The 20,814-nt window shown below is 75.8% G+C and carries 18 protein-coding genes; 16 read left to right on the top strand and 2 right to left on the bottom strand.

What is annotated here, in order from left to right:
- The first annotated feature begins 60 nt into the window (after positions 1–60).
- The 12 genes from PATMI_RS34400 to PATMI_RS0111010 all read left to right on the top strand — a co-directional run bounded on the left by PATMI_RS34400 (position 61) and on the right by PATMI_RS0111010 (position 16,291).
- A complete protein-coding gene (locus PATMI_RS34400; RefSeq protein ID WP_051471369.1) occupies positions 61–633 on the top strand; it encodes a hypothetical protein in 573 nt (190 codons plus the stop codon).
- Complete coding sequence (locus tag PATMI_RS29220; protein ID WP_051471371.1) at positions 633–2,186, top strand: pyruvate, phosphate dikinase; 1,554 nt, start codon at positions 633–635, stop codon at positions 2,184–2,186. The genes PATMI_RS34400 and PATMI_RS29220 overlap by 1 nt, the downstream gene beginning before the upstream one ends.
- A gap of 240 nt (positions 2,187–2,426) precedes the next feature.
- Positions 2,427–3,710, top strand: a complete 1,284-nt coding sequence (locus tag PATMI_RS0110960; RefSeq protein ID WP_245604147.1) for a glycerophosphodiester phosphodiesterase — start codon at positions 2,427–2,429, stop codon at positions 3,708–3,710.
- A gap of 99 nt (positions 3,711–3,809) precedes the next feature.
- Entirely contained in the window at positions 3,810–4,892 is a 1,083-nt protein-coding gene (locus PATMI_RS0110965) for a hypothetical protein (RefSeq protein WP_026910924.1), read from the top strand.
- A gap of 915 nt (positions 4,893–5,807) precedes the next feature.
- A complete protein-coding gene (locus PATMI_RS0110975) occupies positions 5,808–7,241 on the top strand; it encodes a TolB-like translocation protein (RefSeq protein ID WP_026910925.1) in 1,434 nt (477 codons plus the stop codon).
- Positions 7,241–7,738, top strand: coding sequence for a cupin domain-containing protein (locus tag PATMI_RS29225; protein WP_051471373.1), 498 nt, complete (start codon positions 7,241–7,243; stop codon positions 7,736–7,738). Before PATMI_RS0110975 ends, PATMI_RS29225 begins: the two co-directional genes overlap by 1 nt.
- Positions 7,739–7,966: 228 nt before the next feature.
- Positions 7,967–11,404 (top strand): ATP-binding protein, encoded by a 3,438-nt coding sequence (locus tag PATMI_RS29230; RefSeq protein WP_051471374.1) that lies wholly within the window; start codon positions 7,967–7,969, stop codon positions 11,402–11,404.
- A gap of 105 nt (positions 11,405–11,509) precedes the next feature.
- Complete coding sequence (locus PATMI_RS0110990; protein ID WP_026910926.1) at positions 11,510–12,895, top strand: FAD-binding oxidoreductase; 1,386 nt, start codon at positions 11,510–11,512, stop codon at positions 12,893–12,895.
- A 167-nt stretch (positions 12,896–13,062) separates the two neighbouring features.
- Positions 13,063–13,527 (top strand): hypothetical protein, encoded by a 465-nt coding sequence (locus PATMI_RS0110995; RefSeq protein ID WP_026910927.1) that lies wholly within the window; start codon positions 13,063–13,065, stop codon positions 13,525–13,527.
- Between the two features lie 312 nt (positions 13,528–13,839).
- Positions 13,840–14,700 (top strand): endonuclease NucS, encoded by an 861-nt coding sequence (gene nucS / locus PATMI_RS0111000; RefSeq protein WP_026910928.1) that lies wholly within the window; start codon positions 13,840–13,842, stop codon positions 14,698–14,700.
- 15 nt (positions 14,701–14,715) lie between these two features.
- Positions 14,716–15,387: a hypothetical protein gene (locus PATMI_RS0111005; protein ID WP_026910929.1), complete on the top strand. Its 672-nt coding sequence runs from the start codon at positions 14,716–14,718 to the stop codon at positions 15,385–15,387.
- Positions 15,388–15,685: 298 nt separating this feature from the next.
- Positions 15,686–16,291 carry a hypothetical protein gene (locus tag PATMI_RS0111010; RefSeq protein WP_026910930.1) on the top strand — a complete coding sequence of 202 codons (606 nt, stop codon included), beginning with the start codon at positions 15,686–15,688 and terminating at the stop codon, positions 16,289–16,291.
- A gap of 95 nt (positions 16,292–16,386) precedes the next feature.
- Here the strand turns inward: PATMI_RS0111010 and PATMI_RS29235 are convergent, their stop codons facing one another.
- Entirely contained in the window at positions 16,387–17,058 is a 672-nt protein-coding gene (locus PATMI_RS29235; protein WP_051471375.1) for an MBL fold metallo-hydrolase, read from the bottom strand.
- Between the two features lie 86 nt (positions 17,059–17,144).
- Between PATMI_RS29235 and PATMI_RS0111020 the strand changes: the two genes are divergently transcribed.
- From PATMI_RS0111020 to PATMI_RS0111035, 4 genes are all read left to right on the top strand, one after another.
- Complete coding sequence (locus PATMI_RS0111020; protein WP_026910931.1) at positions 17,145–17,912, top strand: crotonase/enoyl-CoA hydratase family protein; 768 nt, start codon at positions 17,145–17,147, stop codon at positions 17,910–17,912.
- Between the two features lie 10 nt (positions 17,913–17,922).
- The gene (locus PATMI_RS0111025; protein ID WP_026910932.1) at positions 17,923–19,143 is read left to right on the top strand and encodes an acyl-CoA dehydrogenase family protein; all 1,221 of its coding nucleotides are present in this window, start codon (positions 17,923–17,925) and stop codon (positions 19,141–19,143) included.
- Positions 19,140–20,078, top strand: a complete 939-nt coding sequence (locus PATMI_RS29240) for an SDR family oxidoreductase (protein WP_245604148.1) — start codon at positions 19,140–19,142, stop codon at positions 20,076–20,078. Before PATMI_RS0111025 ends, PATMI_RS29240 begins: the two co-directional genes overlap by 4 nt.
- A 103-nt stretch (positions 20,079–20,181) precedes the next feature.
- Positions 20,182–20,529, top strand: coding sequence for a hypothetical protein (locus PATMI_RS0111035; protein ID WP_026910933.1), 348 nt, complete (start codon positions 20,182–20,184; stop codon positions 20,527–20,529).
- A 36-nt stretch (positions 20,530–20,565) separates the two neighbouring features.
- On the opposite strand, the gene PATMI_RS0111040 is transcribed toward PATMI_RS0111035, so the two are convergent.
- On the bottom strand, positions 20,566–20,811 hold the full coding sequence (locus tag PATMI_RS0111040; RefSeq protein ID WP_026910934.1) for a hypothetical protein: 246 nt from the start codon (positions 20,809–20,811) through the stop codon (positions 20,566–20,568).
- Positions 20,812–20,814: the final 3 nt, after the last annotated feature.

The raw sequence follows: 20,814 nt of genomic DNA on the forward strand, positions 1-20,814 counted from the left end.
GCGGGGTGCGCGAGCGAAGACGGTGGGTCCCGGACCACCGGCACCACAGAGAGCGAGACCATGAACGCCCCCGATCCCGCCGCCCAGCGCGGCCTCGACGACCCGACGACGAGCGTGCTCCACATGCTCGCGCTGCGCGGGTCCGCCCCCGACGTCGGGGAGGACGCCGACGCGCTCGTCGACCGCGGGCTCGTGGTCCGGACGAAGGCCGGGTGGATGCTGACGCCCGACGGGCACGCCCGCCACGACGAGCAGCTCGCCGCCGAGCGCGGGACGCTCGACCGGGAGGCGTTGAAGCCGATCTACGAGCGCTTCCTCGCCGCCAACACCCCGCTGAAGGCGCTGTCGTCGCGGTGGCAGACCGCGGGGGAGGACGAGCGCTTCGCGCTCCTCGCAGACCTCGCGGACATCGTCGAGCGCGTCGACCCGGTGCTGCGCCGGACCGCCGCGATCCTCCCGCGCTTCGCCGCCTACCGGCCGCGCCTGTCCGAGGCCCTCGGGCGTGCGGAGGACGGCGACCTCGACTACGTCGTCAGCCCGCGAGTCGACTCGGTGCACACGATCTGGATGGAGTGCCACGAGGACTACCTGCAGACGCAGGGGATCTCCCGCGAGGAGGAGGGGAGCTACTGATGCCCGCCACCGGGACGGTCTGGACCCACGACATCGCCGACCCCGGGACGACGGACCGCGCGATCCTCGGCGGCAAGGGCGCCGGTCTGGCGGAGATGGTGGCGCTCGGGCTGCCGGTGCCGCCGGCGTTCGTCATCGGGACGCCGTGCGGCCGGGAACACCGGGCGACCGGGGCGCTGCCGGCGTCCCTGCGGGCCGAGGTCGACGCGCGCATCGCGGCGCTCGAAGCCGCGGCCGGCCGCCGCTTCGGAGACGACGCCGACCCGCTGCTCGTCTCGGTGCGCTCCGGCGCCCCGGTGTCGATGCCGGGGATGATGGACACGATCCTGAACGTCGGCCTGACCCGGGCCGCGGCCGCGCAGATGTCGGACGCGCGGTTCGCGACCTCGTCGCTGGAGCGGCTCCTGGACGGCTTCGCCCGCACCGTCCGCGGGATCGGCTCCGGGATCGTCGAGGACGCGCTGCTCGACCTGCCGCCGGGCGCCGGCGCGCAGGAGCGCTGCGACACCCTGCTCGGGCTGATCGAGCAGGAGTCCGGTGCGCCGTTCCCCGACGCCCGGGGACAGCTGACCGAGGCGATCGCCGCCGTCTTCTCGTCGTGGGACAGTCGGCGTGCCAAGGCGTACCGCCGGCACAAGGGGATCGACGACGAGCTGGGCACCGCCGTCGTCGTGCAGCTCATGGTCTTCGGCAACCGCGACGACCGGTCGGGCTCGGGCGTCGGCTTCACCCGCGACCCGTCCACCGGTGCGGCCGGCGCGTTCGGCGACTTCCTCTTTCGCGCCCAGGGCGAGGACGTCGTCTCCGGCGAGCACGACACCGAGCCGCTGACGGTGATCGGCGAGCGCCTGCCCGACGTGCACGCGCAGCTGCTCGACGTCTTCGCGTTGCTCGAGCAGGACGCCCGCGACCTCTGCGACGTCGAGTTCACGATCGAGTCCGGGCGTCTCCACGTGCTGCAGACCCGCGTGGGGCAGCGCTCCGGGCGTGCCGCGGTGCGCCTGGCCGTCGAGCTGTGCGACGCCGGGCTGATCGACCGCGCCGAGGCCATCGGCCGGGTCGACGACGAGCAGCTCGCCGCCGCCCGCGCCCCGGTCTTCGCGGACGAGCACCCCGAGGACGTCGTCCTCGCCCGCGGCCTGGCGGCGTCGCCGGGGGCCGTCGTCGGCCTGGCGGCCTTCGACGCCGGCCGAGCCCAGGCGCTCGGCGACGAGGGTCACGACGTGATCCTCGTCCGTCCGACGACGTCGCCCGTCGACCTGCCCGGCGTGATCGCGTCGGTCGGCGTCGTCACCGGCCGGGGCGGGCGGACCTCGCACGCCGCGGTCGTCGCGCGCGGGATGGGCCGCGCGGCGGTGTGCGGGGTCGGCGAGGTCCGCGTCGCCGCCGACGGCCGGTCCGCGGAGGTCGAGGGCGTCCCGGTGACCGAGGGCGACGTCCTGTCGGTCGACGGCGATCGCGGCGTCGTCGCCCGCGGCGCGGCGCCCCGGACGCCCGCGGAGGAGGACGAGACGCTGCGGCGCTTCATGGAGTGGCGGGCCGAGGCGGGGTAGCGCGCGTTCCGGGCGCGTGCGGTCGCGAGGCGGCGGATGGCCGCGCGGTCGCGTGCGGGCGCAGGTCGGTTCTGCGTTGTCGTCGCGTTGCGACGTGAACGTCGAACCGGTCGGCGTGGCCGCGTTCGGGGCGCGGCGGGTTCTGCGTTGGCGTCGCGTGGCGACGTGAACGTCGCACCGGTCGGAGCGCCTTCACGGCGCGGACACACCAGGGCGTCGGGGCGCCGATTGGATGGTCGGGTGATCCCCATCGCAACCATCCCCCTGCACGTCCGCAGCCGCGCCCGCACCGCGCTGGCCGCCGGCGCCCTCCTCGCCGGCCTCGCCGTCCCGACCGCGGCGCAGGCCCACGGCGGGCCCGGCCACGGGAAGCCCGGCGGCGGCCACCACGGCGCGCCCGGCCACCCGGGCGGACCGGGCGGCCACCCGGGCGGTCCCGGCGGCGGCCACCCGTCACCCGCCCGCCCGTGGGAGCGCAGCGCCCCGAACTTCGGCAGCGCGAAGGACCGCGTCGTCTACGCCCACCGCGGTGCCAGCGGCTACCGCCCCGAGCACACGGCCGAGGCGTACCGCCTGGCGATCCAGCAGGGCGCCGACTTCATCGAGCCCGACCTCGTGGCCACGAAGGACGGCCAGCTCGTCGACCGGCACGAGAACGAGATCGGTGGCACGACCGACGTCGCGACGCGCCCCGAGTTCGCCGACCGCAAGACCACGAAGACGGTCGACGGCACGAAGATCACCGGCTGGTTCACCGAGGACTTCACGCTGAAGGAGCTCCGCACGCTGCGCGCCAAGGAGCGCCTCCCCGCGATCCGCCCGGCGAACACCGCCTACGACGGCAAGTACCAGGTGCCGACGTTCCAGGAGGTCATCGACATCGCCCGGGACGCGAGCCGGAAGACCGGCCGGACGATCGGCATCGTGCCCGAGATCAAGCACTCGACGTACTTCCGCTCGGTCGGGATCAACGAGGAGTCCGCGGTCCTGAAGACGCTGCGGAAGAACCGTCTCGACGACCGTCGCGCGCCGGTCATCGTGCAGTCGTTCGAGGTCTCGAACCTCAAGCAGCTGCGCCGCGAGTCGAAGGTCCACACCGTCCAGCTCCTCGACGCGAAGGCCGCGAAGCCGGCCGACGTCGTCGCCGCGGGCGGCACCACGACGTACGGCGACATCGCCACGCCGGCCGGCCTGAAGGACGTCGCGAAGTACGCCGACGCCGTGTCGCCGAACACCGACTACGTGATCCCGCGCGACCCGGCGACCGGCGCCTCGCTCGCGCCGACGTCGTTCGTCAAGGACGCCCACGCCGCCGGCCTGCCGGTCGTCGTCTACACGTTCCGCCGCGAGAACTCGTTCCTCCCGCTGGAGCGCCGCTCGAGCACGGACCCGGCGGGCATCGGCGACCTCGCCGGCTACATCACGGCGTTCCTCGACCAGGGCGTCGACGCGGTCTTCACGGACAACCCGGACATCGGCGTCGCGGCGACGAAGGCGTTCGAGCAGGCGCACCCGGGGCGCTGAGGCCCCGGCGGACCGCGGCCCTGGCCGCCGCGGTCCGCCTCGTCCCCGGCCCGTCGTCGCACCGCCACGCGGATGGCGCGCTCCCGCTTGAATAGCGGTGTGCGCGCCCCCGCTCGTCCCGCCGTCCTGCTCCCGCTGCTCGTCACCGCGACCCTCGCCGCCGGCGGCTGCGGGGGCGACGACGAACGACCCGCGTCGACGACCGGTGCCGGCTCGACCACCACGGGCGGCGTCGCGACGACGGGCGGCGCCGGCCCGACCACGACGGGCGGCGCCGGCCCGACCACGACGACGGGTGCCGCCGACCGGACGGCGCGGCTCGCCCTGACGTGCACGGCGCTCCTCAACGACCGCGACCGGAAGGTCTTCCAGGCCGCGAACGACGCGTCGTTGGCCCTGGTCTCCGCGGCGGTCCGGAAGAGCGCCGGTGATCCGGGAGAGCAGCGGCGATCGGCGTGGCGGAACGCGCTGTCGGCCTCCCGCGACGCCCTCGCCGCCGACCGCGACCGGCTCGCCGCCGCGTCGGACGTCCCGGACTGGAAGGCCGTCCTCACCGGCATCCAGGGACGCATCGACGTCTACGCGGCGCGGATCGAGGCGGCGAAGTCGTCGACCTGGCCGCCGACGGCCGACATCCGGGCGGGGGGCTTCCCCTCGCCGGACCGGGAGGCCCTCGAACGTCTCGGCCTCGCCGACCGCGACTGCGCCCGCGTCGGCGACGAGCCGGGCCCCGATCCGCGACACCGGACGTTCGTCACGGCGGCGGCCACGACCTGCACGCGCATCGTCGACCGCCGCCGCGTCGGGGGCTTCGAGGCCGCGCTCCGGACCGGTCTGGAGGTCGTCCTCCGCGTCCGGGAGAAGGAGCGCGTCGCGGTGACCGACGCGCAGAAGGACGCGGTCCGCGCGGTCCGCGACGAGTGGCGTCGGACCGCTGCCGACCTGCGCGCGGTCCCGACCGCGGACGTCCCGGACGCGGCGGCGTGGCGCACGGCCCTCCGGCTGGCCGACGACCGGGCGTCCGGCTACGACGACCGGCTGCAGGCGCTGGAGTCCGGTGACGACGACCGCATCGCCGAGGCGTTCGGCCCCCGGAGCTTCCGCCGGGTGCTCGGCGCCCCGGGCTGGGAGTTCGAGCCGCTCGGCCTCGAGCGACGCGACTGCGCGCGCGTGCAGGCGTGACGTCCTTCGGGGGCAGCACCGGGCGCGGCCGGGCCGGACGACTCCTGGACTAGCCTCCGCCGGGATGGAGCCCGGGCACGGCGGCACGATCGACGGCTCCCCGGCGACGGTCGGGCTCGTGGACGACCGGCTGCACCTCGAGTGGCGCGGGGCGTCCTTCGACCTCACGACCGCGACGGTCCGGCACCGCGACGACGGGGGACGGATCCGCTTCTCCGTGACCGACCGGCACGGTGCGTCCGCCACCGCGACGTACCCGCGCCGCGGCCCGACGCGGGAGGAGCTGGCGTTCGACCTCGTCGACTTCACCGCGGACGAGCCGTGGTCGTGGGAGGACGGCGACTTCGGGCTGTTCGTCTTCCACGTCGCGACCGGGACGGGGCCCATCAAGTACCGCCACCTGCTCGCCCCGTCGGACCGCTCGCGGGCGCCGCGTTCGACGTGGCCGCCGGTCCTCGACGCGGACGTGCTCACGCGCACGCGCCTCGATGCCCGCACCGAGTCGGTGCACCTCGGCGGGCTGCTCGAAGTTCGAGCTCGCGGGGATCTGGTCGGACCTGACGATCCTCACGCTCGACGACGGCGACGGCCTCGCGGTCGTCCCGGTGACGGTCGCCAAGGACGCGACCTGGGTCCGGGACGCCCTGCGCCCCCGCGCTGCGCGCCCTGCCCGGCTGGGCGACCGCGCACGACGACCGACTGGAGCGCGCGCTGGAGTACGCGTCCCGCCAGGAGATCGGCCCCGCCCGCGGCGAGCGTGCGGAGGACTGGGCGGAATGGGAGGTCTGGGCGGCGGCGCCGTAGCGCGGGGCTCCTCCGCGGACGTTCCAAGCGCCCGCCCCAGTGGGCTCCAAGCGGGTCGGGAGACGGTGCCGGACGTCAGCAGCACCCACCCCCTCCCGAACGGAGCCCACCATGCCTGCCACCTCCCGCACCTCCATCCGCCGCCGCACCCTGTCGGTCGGCGTCCTCGCGACCACCGCCGTCCTCGCCGGCGCCGGGGTCGCCTCCGCCGACTCGATCGTCTACGTCGACGGCGGCAACGTCTGGTCGAGCTCAGCCGACGGAGCCCACAAGGTGCGTCTCACCGACGGCGGCGACTGGCACTCGCCGACCCAGGCCGACGACGGCACGATCGCCGCGGTCAAGGGGCTCGGGCCGATCCAGGTCCTCGCCGCCGACGGCCGGCCGCTGCGGACGATCACGACGCAACCGGCCCGCTCGGGCGACGGCGGCACGTTCGCGGCCCGGCCGGTGCAGCTCTCGTTCTCGCCCGACGGATCGAGGATCGCGTACTCCTACGTCGCGAACTCGTGCCCCGACGGCTCCACCTGCGGCACCGTCCAGCGGTCGACGTTCTACACCTACGCGAACGTCACCGAGGCGTCACCGCAGTCGCTGTTCGGCGAGCAGTTCTCGGTCTCGGACCCCGAGTGGATCACGAACGACCGCACGGTCGTCTTCGGCGGCTTCGGCACCGGCGTCTCGATCGACGACCTGGCCGGCGGCGGGGACTCGTCCTTCACCCGGTGGATCCCGCGGCCGGCGAAGGACGTCGCCGACGGCGAGGTCTCCCGCGACGGGCAGCGGCTCGTGTTCGTTTCCGACTACGGCGCCAAGGCGAACCTCCTGTTCTCGTCCGTGAGCGGCGACGTGAAGACCCAGAACCCGCCGCCGGACCCCGTCCCGGCCTGCAACACCGGGGCCGACAGCGCCTTCAGCGACCCGTCGTGGTCCCCCGACAGCACGGCGGTGGCGTTCCACGACTCCGACGGGATCGAGACGCTGCGGTTCGCCGGCTTCGGCCCGAACCACTGCGAGATCACCGGTCCGTCGGTCGTGCTCGCGGCCGGGGGCAGCGAGCCGGACTGGGGTCCCGCGAACCCGCCCGCGGCCCGCTACGACGCGACGACGCCCGGGTCCGGGACGACGCCCGGATCGGGCGGCGGCAGCGGTGGCAGCGGCGCATCCGGGTCCGGCGGCGGCTCCGGGTCCGGCGGCGGCTCCGGGTCCGGCGGCGGCAAGGGCGGCACGACCGGCACGAGGTCCTCGGTGACCGTGCGGGTCGCGACGCTCTCGACGGCGAAGCTGCGCCGCGGCCGCGCGACCGTGCGGATCGCCACCGGCGGCGCCGGGCGCGTCGCGGTCCGGGTGAGCTCGGGCCGGACGACGATCGCCACGGGAAGCACGACCACCAAGCACGCCGGCACCGTGACCGTCCGGCTGTCGAAGGCGTCGAAGCGGGCGCTGCGGGCGCTGAAGGGCCGCGGCAACGCGCTGGTCAGCGTCACGGTGTCGGGCAAGGGTCACGAGCGCCTCGAGGGCTCCCGCACGCTGAAGGTCCGCTGATGTCCGCGCAGCGCGAGGGACGGCCGACGGCGGGGATCGTCGGGCCCGGCGAGGGGGAGCTCGGCCCCCGCACCGGCGGCCGGGCGCCGGAGGTCGAGATCAAGCTCGGCGCCGCCGACGGTCTGGGGTTCTCGATGGTCGAGTACCGCGTTCCGCCGCGGTTCAGCCCGCCGCCGGTCCTGCACCGCCAGACCCGGGAGGACACCGCCGTCTACGTCCTCGAGGGCGAGCTGCGGTACTGGCTCGGCGCCGAGGGCCGCGAGGTCGTCGCGGGGCCGGGGACGCTCGTCCGCCTGCCCGAGGGCGGCTGGAACCGGTGGGCGAACGAGCAGGACCGCGAGTGCCGGATGCTCGCCGTCTTCGCGCCCGCCGGCTTCGAGCGGTTCTTCCTCGAGGTGGGCGCGGTCGCGGCAGCGGCGCAGGGCGACCCGGACGTCCTGCAGCGGGCGATCCCGGAGCTGCGCGAGCGCTACGGCGACGAGCAGCTCGGCGACTGACCGCCCGCGCGAAGCCGGTCCCGTCCCCCGGGGCCGGCCTCCGCGGTTCCGTGGACGCGCCCGACACGGTGCCGTCGGCGCGCCGCGGTCTCGAGGGACGCACCGGGCACTGGCCCTCGGGCCTCCGGACGGGCAGAATCCCGTCCGGTCCGGGGGCCAGCCGCCCGGGCCGCCCCGACCATGGCACCGTCCCGTCCCGAGTCCCGACCACCGTCCGTCGCAGGGCCCGTGCACTACCGCCTGCTCGGGCCGCTGACGGCCTTCCGCCCGGACGATGCGGGCGACCCGGCGCCGGTGGAGCTCGGCCCGCCGAAGCAGCGGGCCGTCCTCGCGCTCCTGCTCCTGCACCGCACGCGCGTCGTCCCGACCGACCGCCTGATCGACGCGCTCTGGGGCGACGCCGCCCCGCCGAGCGCCCTGGCGAGCCTGCAGGCCTACGTCTCCAACCTGCGCGGCATCCTCCGGGAGCACGCGGACGCGGAGCCCGCGATCGTCCGTCGCGCCGGGGGCTACGTCGTCGACGTGCCGGCCGACCGGGTCGACCTCGCGGGCTTCATCGGTGCGGCGGAGGCCGTCCGCGACGCGCTCGAGCAGGAGCGGTGGGCGGACGCCCTGCGGCTCGCCGACGACGCGCTGGCCGGCTGGGGCGGCGAGCTCCTCGAGGACTTCCGCGACGAGCCCTGGCGGCGCGGGGAGGCCGCCGGCCTCGACGAGCTCCACACGGAGTGCCGCGAGGCCCGCATCACGGCGCTGCTCGCCGTCCGGCGGATCGCCCCGGCCCTCGTCGCCGCGTCCGAGCTCCGCGCCGCCCACCCGCTCGGCGACGGCCCGTGCCGGCTGCAGATGCTCGCGCTGCACCTCGCCGGACGCTCCACCGAGGCCCTCGACGCCTACCGCGAGCACGCCGCCCGGCTCGACGAGGAGCTCGGCCTGGAGCCCGGGACCGAGGTCCGCGAGCTCGAGGTCGCGATCCTCCGCCACGACCCGGCGCTCGCCACGTGGCCGCGTTCCGCGGGACCGGCCGGCGACGGCGCGGGGACGGGCACGTCGGGCGGGCCCGGGCCGGCCGGCCCAGCACCGGGCGACCCGGCGGCGCCCGGTACGGGTTCGGCCGGTGGCACGCCGTCCGAGGCGGCGCAGGGCGAGGCCGCGCCCCGCACGCCGGCCCCGGCGACCACGCTCGTCGGCCGCGAGCACGAGCAGCGGGTCCTGCGCGACACGGTGGCGGCGGCCGCCGGCGGGGCCGCCCGGTGGCTCGTCCTCACCGGCACCGCGGGCATCGGCAAGACGCGGCTTGCCGAGGAGCTCGGCGTGCTCTCGCGCGCCGCCGGGGCCCGCGAGGTCTGGGCGCGCTGCTCCGACGAGGACGGCGCACCGGCCTGGTGGCCGATCCGCCAGATCGTCCGCGCGCTGGGCGAGGACCCCGACGCGCTGCTCGTCCCGCCGCCGGGCGCGGACACCGACGAGGCGCGCTTCGCGCTGTACGAGCGGGTCGCCCTGCTGCTCCAGAGCGCCGCCGCGGACGGCCCGCTCGCGGTGGTCGTCGACGACGTCCAGTGGGCGGACCGCACGTCCGCCCGGTGCCTCGCGCACCTCGTCGCCGCCGTCCGCGAGCTGCCGGTCGCGTTCGCCCTGACGCTCCGCAGCGACGAGGACACCGCGGGCGTCGCGTCGCTCCTGACCGCGCTGGCCCGCAGCGACCGCTACCAGCAGCTCGCCGTCGGACCGCTCGGGCCTGGGGAGGTCGCGGACCTCGCCGCGCGGATCGCCGGGGAGGCCCTGTCGGAGCAGCGGGCCGGCGAGCTCGCCGCGCACACCGGCGGCAACCCGCTGTTCGTGTCGGAGTTCGCCCGCCTGCCCGCCGCCGAGCGCGAGGGCGGCAGCGTCCCGCTCGCGGTCCGCACGGTGCTGGGGCGCCGGCTCGACGGCCTCGACCCGGAGGTCCTGACCGTCCTGCGCGCGGCCGCCGTCTCGGGCGACGTCGTCGACGTCCCGGTGCTCGTCGGCATCACCGGCCTGGACCCCGACGCCGCCGCCGACCTGCTCGACGACGCCGCCGACGAGCACGTGCTCGTGCCGACCCCCGACACCGGCGGGTACGCGTTCGCGCACGGGCTGCTGCGGCAGGAGGTCCTCGCCGGCACGCCCGAGATGCGGCGCCGGCGCCTGCACCTCCGCGCCGCCCGCACGCTCGCGGCGGGATCGGGCAGCGACCGCGTCAGCCGTCGCGCCCGGCACCTGCTCGACGCGATGCCGCTCGCCGAGCCGGCGGAGGTCGTCGAGGCCTGCCGCGCCGCCGCACGCCTCGCCGAGGAGCGCTGGAGCTCCGAGACCGCGGCGGACTGGTGGGCCGCGGCGCTGCGGGTCCTCGACCGGCAGCCGGAGGAGGACCGCGCCGCCGGCGAGCGCGACGGCCTCGTGCTCTCACGGGTCTTCGCCCTCGCCCGCGCCGGCCGCGGGCAGTCGGTGCTCGACCTCCTCGACGAGGCCCTCTCCGACGCGGTGCGGGCCGGCAGCACCGACACCGTCGGCCGGCTGGCGGCCGCGCTCGTGCGCACCGCCGGCGCCTGGCCGTGGACCGCCTACGGCGCCGACCCGCGCAGCGTCATCGAGCGCCTGGAGGGCGTGCGGTCCGTGGTCCGGGACGACCCCGACGCCCACGTGCGGGTCCTCGCCGCCCTCGCCGTCGGCCACTGCTACCACGACGATCCCGCCGTCCCGGAGGACCTCTCGTCGGAGGCGCTGCGGATCGCCGAGGACCTAGGTCGTCCGGAGACGCTCGCCGATGCGCTGATCGGTCGCCTCATCGCGTACTCCGGCGTGGCGGCCCACGCCGACGAGGCCGTCGCGCTGACCGCGCGGCTCGTCGCGCTCCCGCGGGAGGACGAGCGCCTGGCCCGGGTCGACGCGACCGCGATCCGGTCGGTCGTCGCGATGGCGCACTTCGCGCTCGGCGACGTCGCACTGGCCGAGCGGGTCGTGGCGGAGGGCGTCGCCGAGAGCGAGGTCCTCGGCATGCCGGTCGTCCGGGTGCAGCTGCGCTGGATGCAGGGCACCCTGGCGGCGTGGCGCGGCGACTTCGACGTCGCCGCGCGGCAGTACGCGACGTCCGGCCGCGTCCACGCCCAGACGGACCTCTCCTACGCCGGCTCGGAGACCATCGCCGCCCAGGGCCTCGCGTTCGTCCGCGACCGGCTCGCGGAGATCGACCTGCGCAGCGCGGACGCGCAGGTGCGCCTCGTGAACTTCGACCAGGTCGGCCCGCCGGAGCCCGACGCCTGGGAGGCCGCGGTGCGCGCCGCGCGCGGGGAGCGGGACCGCGCGTCGGCGGCCGCCGGGCGGTGGCTGGACCTGCAGACCTCCTGGAAGTGGATCACGATGGGCCACGTGGTCCTCGTCGCGCACGCGTGCGCCGACGTGGGCGCGACCGAGCACGCCGACCGCCTGCTCGGGCTCCTGCGGCCCTACGCGGGACTCCTCGCGTCGGCCGGCCAGGCCTGCCCGTTCGGGCCGGTGGACCTGGCGACCGGCCGCCTGCACGCCCTCCGCGGCGACGCGGCCACCGCGCGGACCCTGCTGACCGGGGCGCTCGAGCAGGCCGAGCGGACCGGCGGACGCCCGTTCGCGGAGCGCGCCCGCGCGGCCCTCGACGTGCTGCCGGGCTGACGTGGAGCGCGGCGACTGGCCGCCGCCAAGAGCCGTCCAAGCGCTCTGGCGCAAGGTCCGGTCCACGGCCACACCGGCCTCGACCCGAACCGAACGGAGCACCCCATGTCGACCACCCTCCCCACCGCCCACGACGACGCTCTCCTGGCGCTGCGTCATCGCCTCGACGGCACGTTGGCGCTGGCCGGCGAGCCCGGCTACGAGCTCGCGACCCCCTGGAACGTCGCCGTCCCCATGACGCCCCGCGCCGTGGTCGCGGCGGCCGGGCCGGACGACGTCGTGGAGACCGTCCGCGCCGCGAACGAGCTCGGCCTGCGCGTCGCGGTCCAGCGCACCGGCCACGGCGCCGTCGCGACCGACGGCGACGACGTCGTCCTCGTCCACACCGGCCGCCTCGACGGCGTGCACGTCGATCCCGCCACCCGCATCGCCCGGATCGGCGCCGGTGCCGTCTGGCAGCAGGTGCTCGACGCGGCGGCCCCGCACGGCCTGGCGCCGCTCGTCGGCTCGGCCCCGCACGTCGGCGTCGCCGGCTTCCTCACCGGCGGCGGCATCGGACCGCTCGTCCGCACGTTCGGCCTGTCCTCCGACACCGTGCGGGCGTTCGACGTCGTCACCGGCGACGGCCGGCTCCTGCACGTGACGCCGGACGAGCACGCCGAGCTGTTCTGGGGCCTGCGCGGCGGCAAGGGCACGCTCGGCATCGTCTGCGCCGTCGAGCTCGACCTGCTCCCGGTCGCCGAGATCGTCGGCGGCGCGCTCTACTTCGACGGCGCCGACGCGGCCGCGGTCCTGCACGCCTGGCGCACCTGGGCGCCGGCGCTGCCCGAGCACGCCAACACGTCCGTCGCGCTCCTCCAGCTCCCGCCGCTGCCGGGCGTCCCGCCGGTCCTCGCCGGGCGGCTGACGGTCGCCGTCCGGTTCGCGAGCGTCGAGGACGCCGGCACCTGCGAGGCGCTGCTCGCCCCGATGCGCGCGGTCGCCACCCCGATCCTCGACGCGGTCGGCCCGATCCCGCACGCGGCGATCGGCGCGGTCCACGCGGACCCGGTCGACCCGCTGCCCGGCCACGAGGACAGCAGCCTCCTGCGCGAGCTGCCGGCCGAGGCGGTCGACGCGCTCCTGGCGCTCGCGGGCCCGGCCGTCCGGTCGCCGCAGGCCGTGGTCGAGCTCCGACTGCTCGGCGGCGCCCTCGCCCGCCCGGCGGCGCACACGAGCGCGTTCTGCCACCGCGGCGCGGCGTTCACGCTGTCGGTCATCGGCGTCCTGGCGCCCGAGATCGCCGCGATCGTCCCCGGCCACGCGGCCGAGGTCGTCGCCGCCCTGGACCCGTGGTCGACCGGCGGTCGCCTGCCGAACTTCACCGCCACCGCCGACCCCGCCCTGCTGGCCCGCTGCTACGACGAGAGCACGCTGGCCTGGCTCGGCACCCTGGCCGAGCGCCACGACCCGGCCGGCGTCCTGAAGGTGGGGCAGGTCGTGCGGGGGTGAGGTCGGGCGGCGGTGCCGGGTGCGACCGGTCGCACCCGGCGATCCATCGGACGTCACCTTCCCGGAACGCCTCCCGACGCCCTCCCCGGCACCGCACCACCGCGTCGCCGCCCGCCCTCACGAACCTCTCACGCGCGGCCGGGCACCACTTGGCAGGATGAGCGGCGATGCGCCACGTCCTCCGACGCTCGGTCCCCCTCCTCCTGACGTCGCTCGCGGTCCCGGCCGCCGGCGCGTTCACCGCGACGGCGTCGGCCCGGACGCCGGAGCCGCCCGACGCGTGCGCGCAGGCGCTGGACCGGGGCGAGCGTGAGACGTACCGGTTCAAGGACGGCCGGCGGACGTGGAGCACGGGCCGGGTCGTCGTGACGCCGACCCGCGCCGACGCGCACCGGTACTGCATCGAGGTCCGGCTCGGCGGACGGGCCGTCTTCCACCAGAGCAGCACCAAGGGCTGGGCGCGGCAGGGCGGCCGCTGGGTCGTGATCGGCGGCGACGGGGGCGGCGGCGACCTCGTCCGCAGCTACACCCGCACGGCCCAGATCCAGGCCCGCCGGCGCGTCGAGTTCCGCTACGACGTCCGCATCCAGGGGCGCTGGTACCGGGCGTCGTTCCGCGTCCAGAACCTCTAGGCCGGGACCCTCCCGGCCACCGCCCGGGCTCGCGGTGTGGGGTGCGATTCGTCGCGCCCGGCCTTCCGAAGGACGATCGCCTCGCCCGGGCTCGCGGTGTCGGGCGCGATTCGTCGCGCCTGGCCTTCCGAAGGACGATCGCCTCGCCCGGGCTCGCGGTGTGGGGTGCGATTCGTCGCGCCTGGCCTTCCGAAGGACCATCGCCTCGCCCGGGCTCGCGGTGTGGGGTGCGATTCGTCGCGCCTGGCCTTCCGAAGGACCGTCACCCTTCCGCTCCCGGGCCTCCGCTCCCCGCCGGGTACCGTGTCGGGCGTGCGCCTCATCGTCGCCCGCTGCGAGGTCCGGTACTCCGGGCGCCTCGACGCCCTCCTGCCCGAGGCCCTGCGCCTCCTGATGATCAAGTCCGACGGGTCGGTGATGGTCCACGCCGACACCGGCGGGTTCAAGCCGCAGAACTGGATGACCCCGCCGACCGTCATCGAGCTCGAGCGCGGCGGCGTGCCGGTCCCCGACGAGGTGGCCTCCGGCTATCCGGATCTCGGCGGCGTCCGCACCGTCACGGACGCCCGGGCCGCCGCGGCCGCCGTCGGGCTCGCCCCGGAGGAGCCGACGCCGGCCGAGCGGGCCGCGGCCGACCAGGCCGCCGCTGCCGCCGCCGCGGTGGTCGACGAGCCGCTGTCGAAGATCGTCGTCCGCAAGCGCGCCGGGTCGACCGAGGACCGCCTCGACATCGTGATCTCCGAGGTCGTCTCCGACGTCTTCCACGACATGGGCGAGGCCGCGGCGCTCGAGAAGTCGGGCGTCGAGCGCGAGCTCCAGGAGCTCCTGGCCGACGCGCCGCACCACTGCGGCGAGGGCTTCCGGCTCGTCCGCCGCGAGTGGCCGACGGACATCGGGCCGGTCGACCTGATGTGCCGCGACGAGGACGACGGCTGGGTCGCCGTCGAGATCAAGCGCGTGGGCACCATCGACGCGGTCGAGCAGCTCAGCCGCTACCTCGAGCGGATGAAGGACGACCCCGGGATGGCCGACATCAAGGGCGTCCTCGCGGCGCAGTCGGTCAAGCCGCAGGCGCGGGTCCTCGCCGAGTCGCGCGGGCTGGGGTGGGTCGAGGTCGACCTCGACGTCCTCCGGGGCGACCGCGAGCCCGCCCTCAAGCTCTTCGACCTCTAGACGGTCGACGTCACCGTGTCCGAGCCGCCGACCCCACCCGCGCCCGACGGCCCGGCGGAGCTCGGCTGGATCGAGGCCGCGATCGAGGACGAGTTCCCCGGTCTGGCGCTCGTCACGGTCGAGGTCGCCTGCCGGCCGACGCGCACCGCGCCGTGGGTCGTCCACCGGCTGAAGGACCTCTCCAACCGGATCACCGGCGCCTACGCGCTGCAGGTCCGGCAGCTGACCGTCCCCGCCCTGCACCGCGCGTTCTTCCGGCAGCTGGGGCTCGACCCCGACGTCCGCCGGCCGCCGATGGAGCAGGCGATCTTCGACCGTCTCTGGACCGGGGGCTTCCCACCGGAGGGGATGCCCGGCGACGCGCTGCTCGTCGGGCTGCTGGAGACCGGGGTCGCGGTCTGGGCGATCGACGCCGCCACGGTGTCCGGGCCGCTCGGTGTGCGGGGGGCGACCGCGGGAGAGTCCGTCGGCGCGGGCGACCCGGCCCCGGCGCTGCGTCCCGGCGAGCTCGTCGTCGCCGACGCCGAGCGCCCGATCGCCCGGCTGTTCGCTCCCGTGCCGCCGCCGCACGCGCCGTCGGCCTCGACGCTGCGGGTCGTCCTCTTCGTGCTCCAGGTCCCGGGTGTGCCCGCGATGGCCGTCCAGGAGTCGCTCAGCACCTGCCGCAAGCTGCTGCGGATCGCCTGAGGGCGCGGGAGTCCGGGATCGGGCGGCGGTCCGGCGCGGTGGTCGGGTGGGGCGTCGTCCGTGGGGCGGGGTCGATGGTGGTCGGTATGCGACCAGGCGTGACCGCGGTGGTCCGGGACGGGCTGCGCTGGGTCGGGGCGGGGTCGATGGTGGTCGGTATGCGACCAGGCGTGACCGCGGCTCCACGCGCCCCAGATCCGGGACGCGCCGTCCCGGTTGGACGTTTGTCACGTACGCCGTCTGGCGCGTTGCCGCTTCCCGGTCGACGTGCGCACCGGGCGGTGCTACGGTCGGTCGCATGGCGATGGTGGAGGAGGTCGTGACGCGCGGGACCGAAGGACGGGACGTCCTCGGTGCGCCGGCGCCCGCTCTCGGCCTCGCACCTCCCGTCCCAGCGACACCCTGGTCCCCGTCGCGCGACGACCGTGACGCGACCTCGCCCGGTCTCGACCGCGACGAGCACGCCGCGCGCCGCACCCTCCGCCGGCAGATCGCGAAGCTCGAGCTCCAACTCTCCCGTGCCGTCGTCGTCGACATGCGCGCCGGCGCCCGCGGGCGTGCGGACACCGCGCTCCCGACGGCCGGGGCGGACGGACCGCGGCTCCAGTCGCTGGGCGACCTCGAGCACCGCCGCGACCACCTCGTCGAGCGCCTGGCCGAGGTCGAGGCGCGCCGCACCGAGGAGCTCCACAACCGCGTGCTGCTGCGCGAGATGTACCGCGACCCCGGGTCCCACCGCTACGAGCGGCTGGAGACGCGGGACCTCGCCGAGCGCGGCTGCCGCGTCTACCAGGTCGTCCCGCGGTTCGGCCTCGTCGGGATCATGACGGGCTGGTGGCGCGTCAAGGTCTCCTCCGGCTGCCCCTTACCCCGGGCGGGACCACACCACTTCAGCGGGCGGTGATGCCCGCTCCATCGACGGGCGGCCACGTGCCGCCCGTCCGGCGTCCGGGGCCGGGGCCGCGCACGTCGTCGGCCCCGAGCCCGGGCCACCCGCCGTCAGTCCTCCGGCAGCCGCCCCGCCATCATCGTCAGCGGGACCTGGGCGTTGACCATCGGCGGCCCGTGGCCGGCGAGCAGCAGCCGGGGCTCGAGCTCCGCGAGCCGCCGGATCGACGCCCGGTTGCGCGCCGGGTCGGGCGTGACGGCGTCTGGCGGCGCGTGCAGCCCGGGGCGCGTCGTCTTCAGGTTCATCGCGTTGACGACGTCGCCGCAGACGAGCACGCCGTCGCGCTCACGCCAGAAGCTGACGTGCCCGGCGCTGTGGCCCGGCGTGTCGAGGACGACGAAGCCGGGGCCGATCTCCTCGCCCGGGGTCAGCGCGGCGGCCTCCGGCAGCGGCGGGTACGTCGAGAGCCGGCGCCCGACGCGTCCGACGATCCCTCGCAGCTCCGTCCAGGTCTCGCCGGCGTGCAGCGCCGGCAGATCCAGCGCGCCGGCCCGCAGCGGGACCCGCAGGGCGTCCAGCACCTTGCGCGACCCGCCCGCGTGGTCCAGGTGCGCGTGGGTGAGCACGTGCTGGGCGACGACGCGACCGCGCACCTGCGAGAGCACCTTGCCGGCCATGAAGCTCATGCCCGCGTCGACGAGGACGTCGCCGAGCAGGTAGGCGTTCACGCTCGACCGCGGCGAGAGGGACAGGTGGTAGACGTCGTCGGCGACCTCGCGCATGCCCGGAGCCTACCGGCGAGTACGACCGCCGACGCGCCCGGATGAAGTAGGAGGTCGCACCTTCTACTCGCGGTAGGGTCGGGGCCATGACCGATCAGCCCGTCCTCGTCGAGCGCCGCGGCGCGGTGCTCGTGATCACGCTCAACCGGCCCGAGCAGCGCAACGCCGTGAACAAGGCGATGTCCGACGGCATCGGCGCGGCGATCCGCGAGCTCGAGGACGACCCGGCGCTCGTGCTCGCCGTCCTCACCGGCGCCGGGAAGGGGTTCTGCGCCGGTATGGACCTCGCGGCGTTCGCGAAGGGCGAGCTCCCGTACGACCCGGAGCGCGGGTTCGCCGGCATGGCGCAGCGGCGGCCGACGAAGCCGCTGATCGCCGCGGTCGAGGGCTTCGCGGTCGCCGGCGGACTCGAGATCGCGCTCTGCGCCGACCTCCTCGTGGCCGCCCGGGACGCGCAGCTCGGGATCCCGGAGACGAAGCGCGCGCTCGTCGCCGCCGGCGGGGCGCTGCGGCGCCTCCCGGAGCGGATCCCGCTCGGGCTGGCGATGGAGATGGCGCTGACCGGCGACCCGATCACCGCGGAGCGCGGCCACCAGGTCGGGCTCGTGAACGTCGTCGCGGAGCCCGGCGGGGCGCTGGACGCCGCGCTCGCGCTCGCCGACCGGATCGCGCAGAACGGCCCGCTCGGCCTCGCGGCGTCCAAGCGGATCCTCCAGGAGCAGGGCGACTGGACCGAGACGGAGTACTGGGAGAAGGGCGGCGCGATCGCCGGTCCGGTGCTGTTCTCCGAGGACGCACGCGAGGGGGCGACGGCCTTCAAGGAGAAGCGCGCACCCGTGTGGTCCGGGAGGTAGCGTCGGGGTCATGGACTTCGCACCCACGGCGCGCGCCTCCGAGTACCAGGAGCGCCTGCAGGCGTTCATGGACGAGCGGGTCTATCCCGCCGAGGCCGTCTACGACGAGCAGATGCGCGCCGCGGGCGACCCGCACCACCAGCCGCAGGTCATCGAGGACCTGAAGACCGCGGCGAAGGACGCGGGCCTCTGGAACCTCTTCCACCCGCACGCCTCCGAGTGGACGCCGGGGCTCACCAACGTCGAGTACGCGCCGTTGGCGGAGATCATGGGCCGCGTCCACTTCGCGCCCGAGGTCTTCAACTGCAACGCGCCGGACACCGGCAACTCGGAGGTCCTTGAGCTCTTCGGGTCCGACGAGCACCGCGAGCGGTGGCTGCGGCCGCTGATGGCCGGCGAGATCCGCTCGGCGTTCGCGATGACCGAGCCCGACGTCGCCTCGTCGGACGCCACGAACATCGAGATGTCGATCGTCCGTGACGGCGACGAGTACGTCCTCGACGGCCGCAAGTGGTGGACGTCGGGGGCCCTGCACAAGCTGTGCCGGGTGCTGATCGTGATGGGTCGCACGTCGCCGGAGGCCGCGCCGCACAAGCAGCAGAGCATGCTCGTCGTGCCGCTCGACACGCCCGGCGTCACGGTCGTGCGGAACCTCCGGGTGTTCGGCTACGAGGACCGCGAGGGCCACGCCGAGGTGCGCTTCGAGGACGCCCGCGTCCCCGTCTCGGCGATCCTGAAGGGCGAGGGGGAGGGCTTCGCGATCGCGCAGGCCCGTCTCGGACCCGGCCGGATCCACCACTGCATGCGGACGATCGGCGCGGCCGAGCGCGCCCTGGACCTGATGTGTCGCCGTGCCCAGCAGCGCGTCACGTTCGGGCAGCCGGTCAGCGAACGCGCGAACGTCCAGGACTGGATCGCCGAGGCCAGGATCGACATCGAGATGATCCGCCTCCTGGCGATGAAGACCGCGTGGCTGATGGACACCGTGGGCAACAAGCACGCGAGGACCGAGATCGCCGCCATCAAGATCGCGGCTCCGCAGATCGCGCAGAAGATCATCGACCGCGCGATCCAGGTCCACGGCGGCGGCGGGGTCTCCGACGACTTCCCGCTCGCGATGATGTGGGCGCACCAGCGGACCCTGCGCCTGGCCGACGGACCCGACGAGGTCCACAAGCGCCAGCTCGCGCGCACCGAGCTCCGCCGGCACCCGGTCGGGGGCGGCGCGTGAGCGGCGGGTCGGCCGACGCCGGGATCCCGGCGTCCGGTGGCGGATCGGCGACCGACGGGGTCGCCGTCCCCGCGCCGTCCGCCGTCGGCAGCGGGCTCTTCTCGGCCGGCGTCCTCGCCGGTCAGGTCGTCCTGGTCAGCGGCGGCGGCAGCGGCCTCGGGCGCGCGGCTGCGCAGGAGCTGGCGTCGCTCGGTGCCCACGTGATCGTGTGCGGGCGCCGTCCGGAGCCGATCGAGGAGACCGCGCAGCTGATCGGCAGTCGCTGCGAGGCCGCGGTCTGCGACATCCGCGAGGAGGACCAGGTCGACGCGCTCGTCGACGACCTCGTCGCCCGGCACGGCCGGATCGACCTGCTGCTGAACAACGCCGGCGGGCAGTTCCTGTCGCCCGCGGAGTCGATCTCGCCCAAGGGCTTCCGCACCGTCATGCGGCTGAACGTCGAGGGCACGTGGCTGATGACCCACGCCGTCGCGACGAAGGCGATGATCCCGGCCGGGGACGACGGGCAGCCGCGGGGCGGGAAGGTCCTGAACGTCACGCTGACCCCGCACGCCGGGTTCCCGGGCATGGCGCACTCCGCCGCCGCGCGGGCCGCGGTCGAGAACCTGACGAAGACGCTGGCGACCGAGTGGGCGCGCTTCGGCATCCGCCTGAACGCGATCGCCGCCGGCAAGTTCGGCACCGACACGTTCCTCACGAAGTACCCCGAGCGGATGGTCGCGACTGCCGCCGCGGACGCCCCGCTCGGGCGCATGGGACAGCCGGAGGAGTTCGCCCAGCTCGTGGCGTTCCTCGCCTCCCCCGCGGGCGACCACTTCACCGGCTCGGTCCTCACCCTCGACGGTGGGCGCGACAACTGGAAGGGGTCGTGGCCCGACGCGCACGAGGCCGACGAGGCCGGGATGCCGCTGCAGGAGGCCCGCCGGGCGCGCTGACGGAGCGGGGGAGACGACCGACCGCGGCTCCGGCCCCGAGCGATCGTGAGAGCACCGTGAGGACCGCGGACACCCGAAGCCGCGTACGGGGTAGGGACGAGGCATGCGCTCCCGCCCCGTCCTCGCCGTCGCCACCGCCTGCGCCGCTCTCGCCGGCGCCGGGCTCTCGGCCGCCCCGGCGTCCGCCGCACGGTCCTGTGCGCCGGTCGAGCATCTCCTCGCGGGGACGAGCGACGAGGGCGACCTGACGAGCATCAAGGCCACGAAGGTCTCGTGCCGGACCGCGCGGTCGGTGGCGCGGGGCGCGTGGCTGAAGGCGTCCGCGTCGACGCCGACCGGTCCGGTGCGGACCCTCACCTACGAGGGCTGGAAGGTCCGCGGCGACCTGCGCGGCGCGAAGGACCGCTACACCGCGACGAAGGGCGGCCGCCGGATCACCTGGCGCGCTTGAGCATCGCGCGCCGGGGTCGAGCCGCCCCGACCGGCGTCAGAGCTGGTCGGTCGACGGGATCCGCTCGACGTCCAGCGCGTGCCCCTGCCGTTCGGCGACGGCGAGGAGCTCCGTCTCGCCCGCCTCGATCCCGCACATGTAGGCGACGCCGAGGGCCTCGCCGACCTGCTGCTGCTGGGCGGCGTCGAGCCCGGCCTTCGCGACGAGCTCCTGGAAGATCGGCGGGATGTCGCGCCCGATCGCCGTTTTGTAGGTCTCGAAGCGCTCCTGGTACGTCGACATGGG

Origin of the sequence: Patulibacter minatonensis DSM 18081 (assembly GCF_000519325.1) — a bacterium.
Lineage (GTDB): Bacteria > Actinomycetota > Thermoleophilia > Solirubrobacterales > Solirubrobacteraceae > Patulibacter > Patulibacter minatonensis.

Coding starts and splice junctions, on each gene's coding strand:
- PATMI_RS34400 (WP_051471369.1), top strand. CDS start 61: ATGAACGCCCCCGATCCCGCCGCCCAGCGCGGCCTCGACGACCCGACG.
- PATMI_RS0111025 (WP_026910932.1), top strand. CDS start 17,923: ATGGACTTCGCACCCACGGCGCGCGCCTCCGAGTACCAGGAGCGCCTG.
- PATMI_RS0110975 (WP_026910925.1), top strand. CDS start 5,808: ATGCCTGCCACCTCCCGCACCTCCATCCGCCGCCGCACCCTGTCGGTC.
- PATMI_RS0111020 (WP_026910931.1), top strand. CDS start 17,145: ATGACCGATCAGCCCGTCCTCGTCGAGCGCCGCGGCGCGGTGCTCGTG.
- PATMI_RS0111010 (WP_026910930.1), top strand. CDS start 15,686: ATGGCGATGGTGGAGGAGGTCGTGACGCGCGGGACCGAAGGACGGGAC.
- PATMI_RS29235 (WP_051471375.1), bottom strand. CDS start 17,058: ATGCGCGAGGTCGCCGACGACGTCTACCACCTGTCCCTCTCGCCGCGG.
- PATMI_RS0110990 (WP_026910926.1), top strand. CDS start 11,510: ATGTCGACCACCCTCCCCACCGCCCACGACGACGCTCTCCTGGCGCTG.
- PATMI_RS0111040 (WP_026910934.1), bottom strand. CDS start 20,811: ATGTCGACGTACCAGGAGCGCTTCGAGACCTACAAAACGGCGATCGGG.
- PATMI_RS29220 (WP_051471371.1), top strand. CDS start 633: ATGCCCGCCACCGGGACGGTCTGGACCCACGACATCGCCGACCCCGGG.
- PATMI_RS0110995 (WP_026910927.1), top strand. CDS start 13,063: ATGCGCCACGTCCTCCGACGCTCGGTCCCCCTCCTCCTGACGTCGCTC.
- PATMI_RS0111035 (WP_026910933.1), top strand. CDS start 20,182: ATGCGCTCCCGCCCCGTCCTCGCCGTCGCCACCGCCTGCGCCGCTCTC.
- PATMI_RS29225 (WP_051471373.1), top strand. CDS start 7,241: ATGTCCGCGCAGCGCGAGGGACGGCCGACGGCGGGGATCGTCGGGCCC.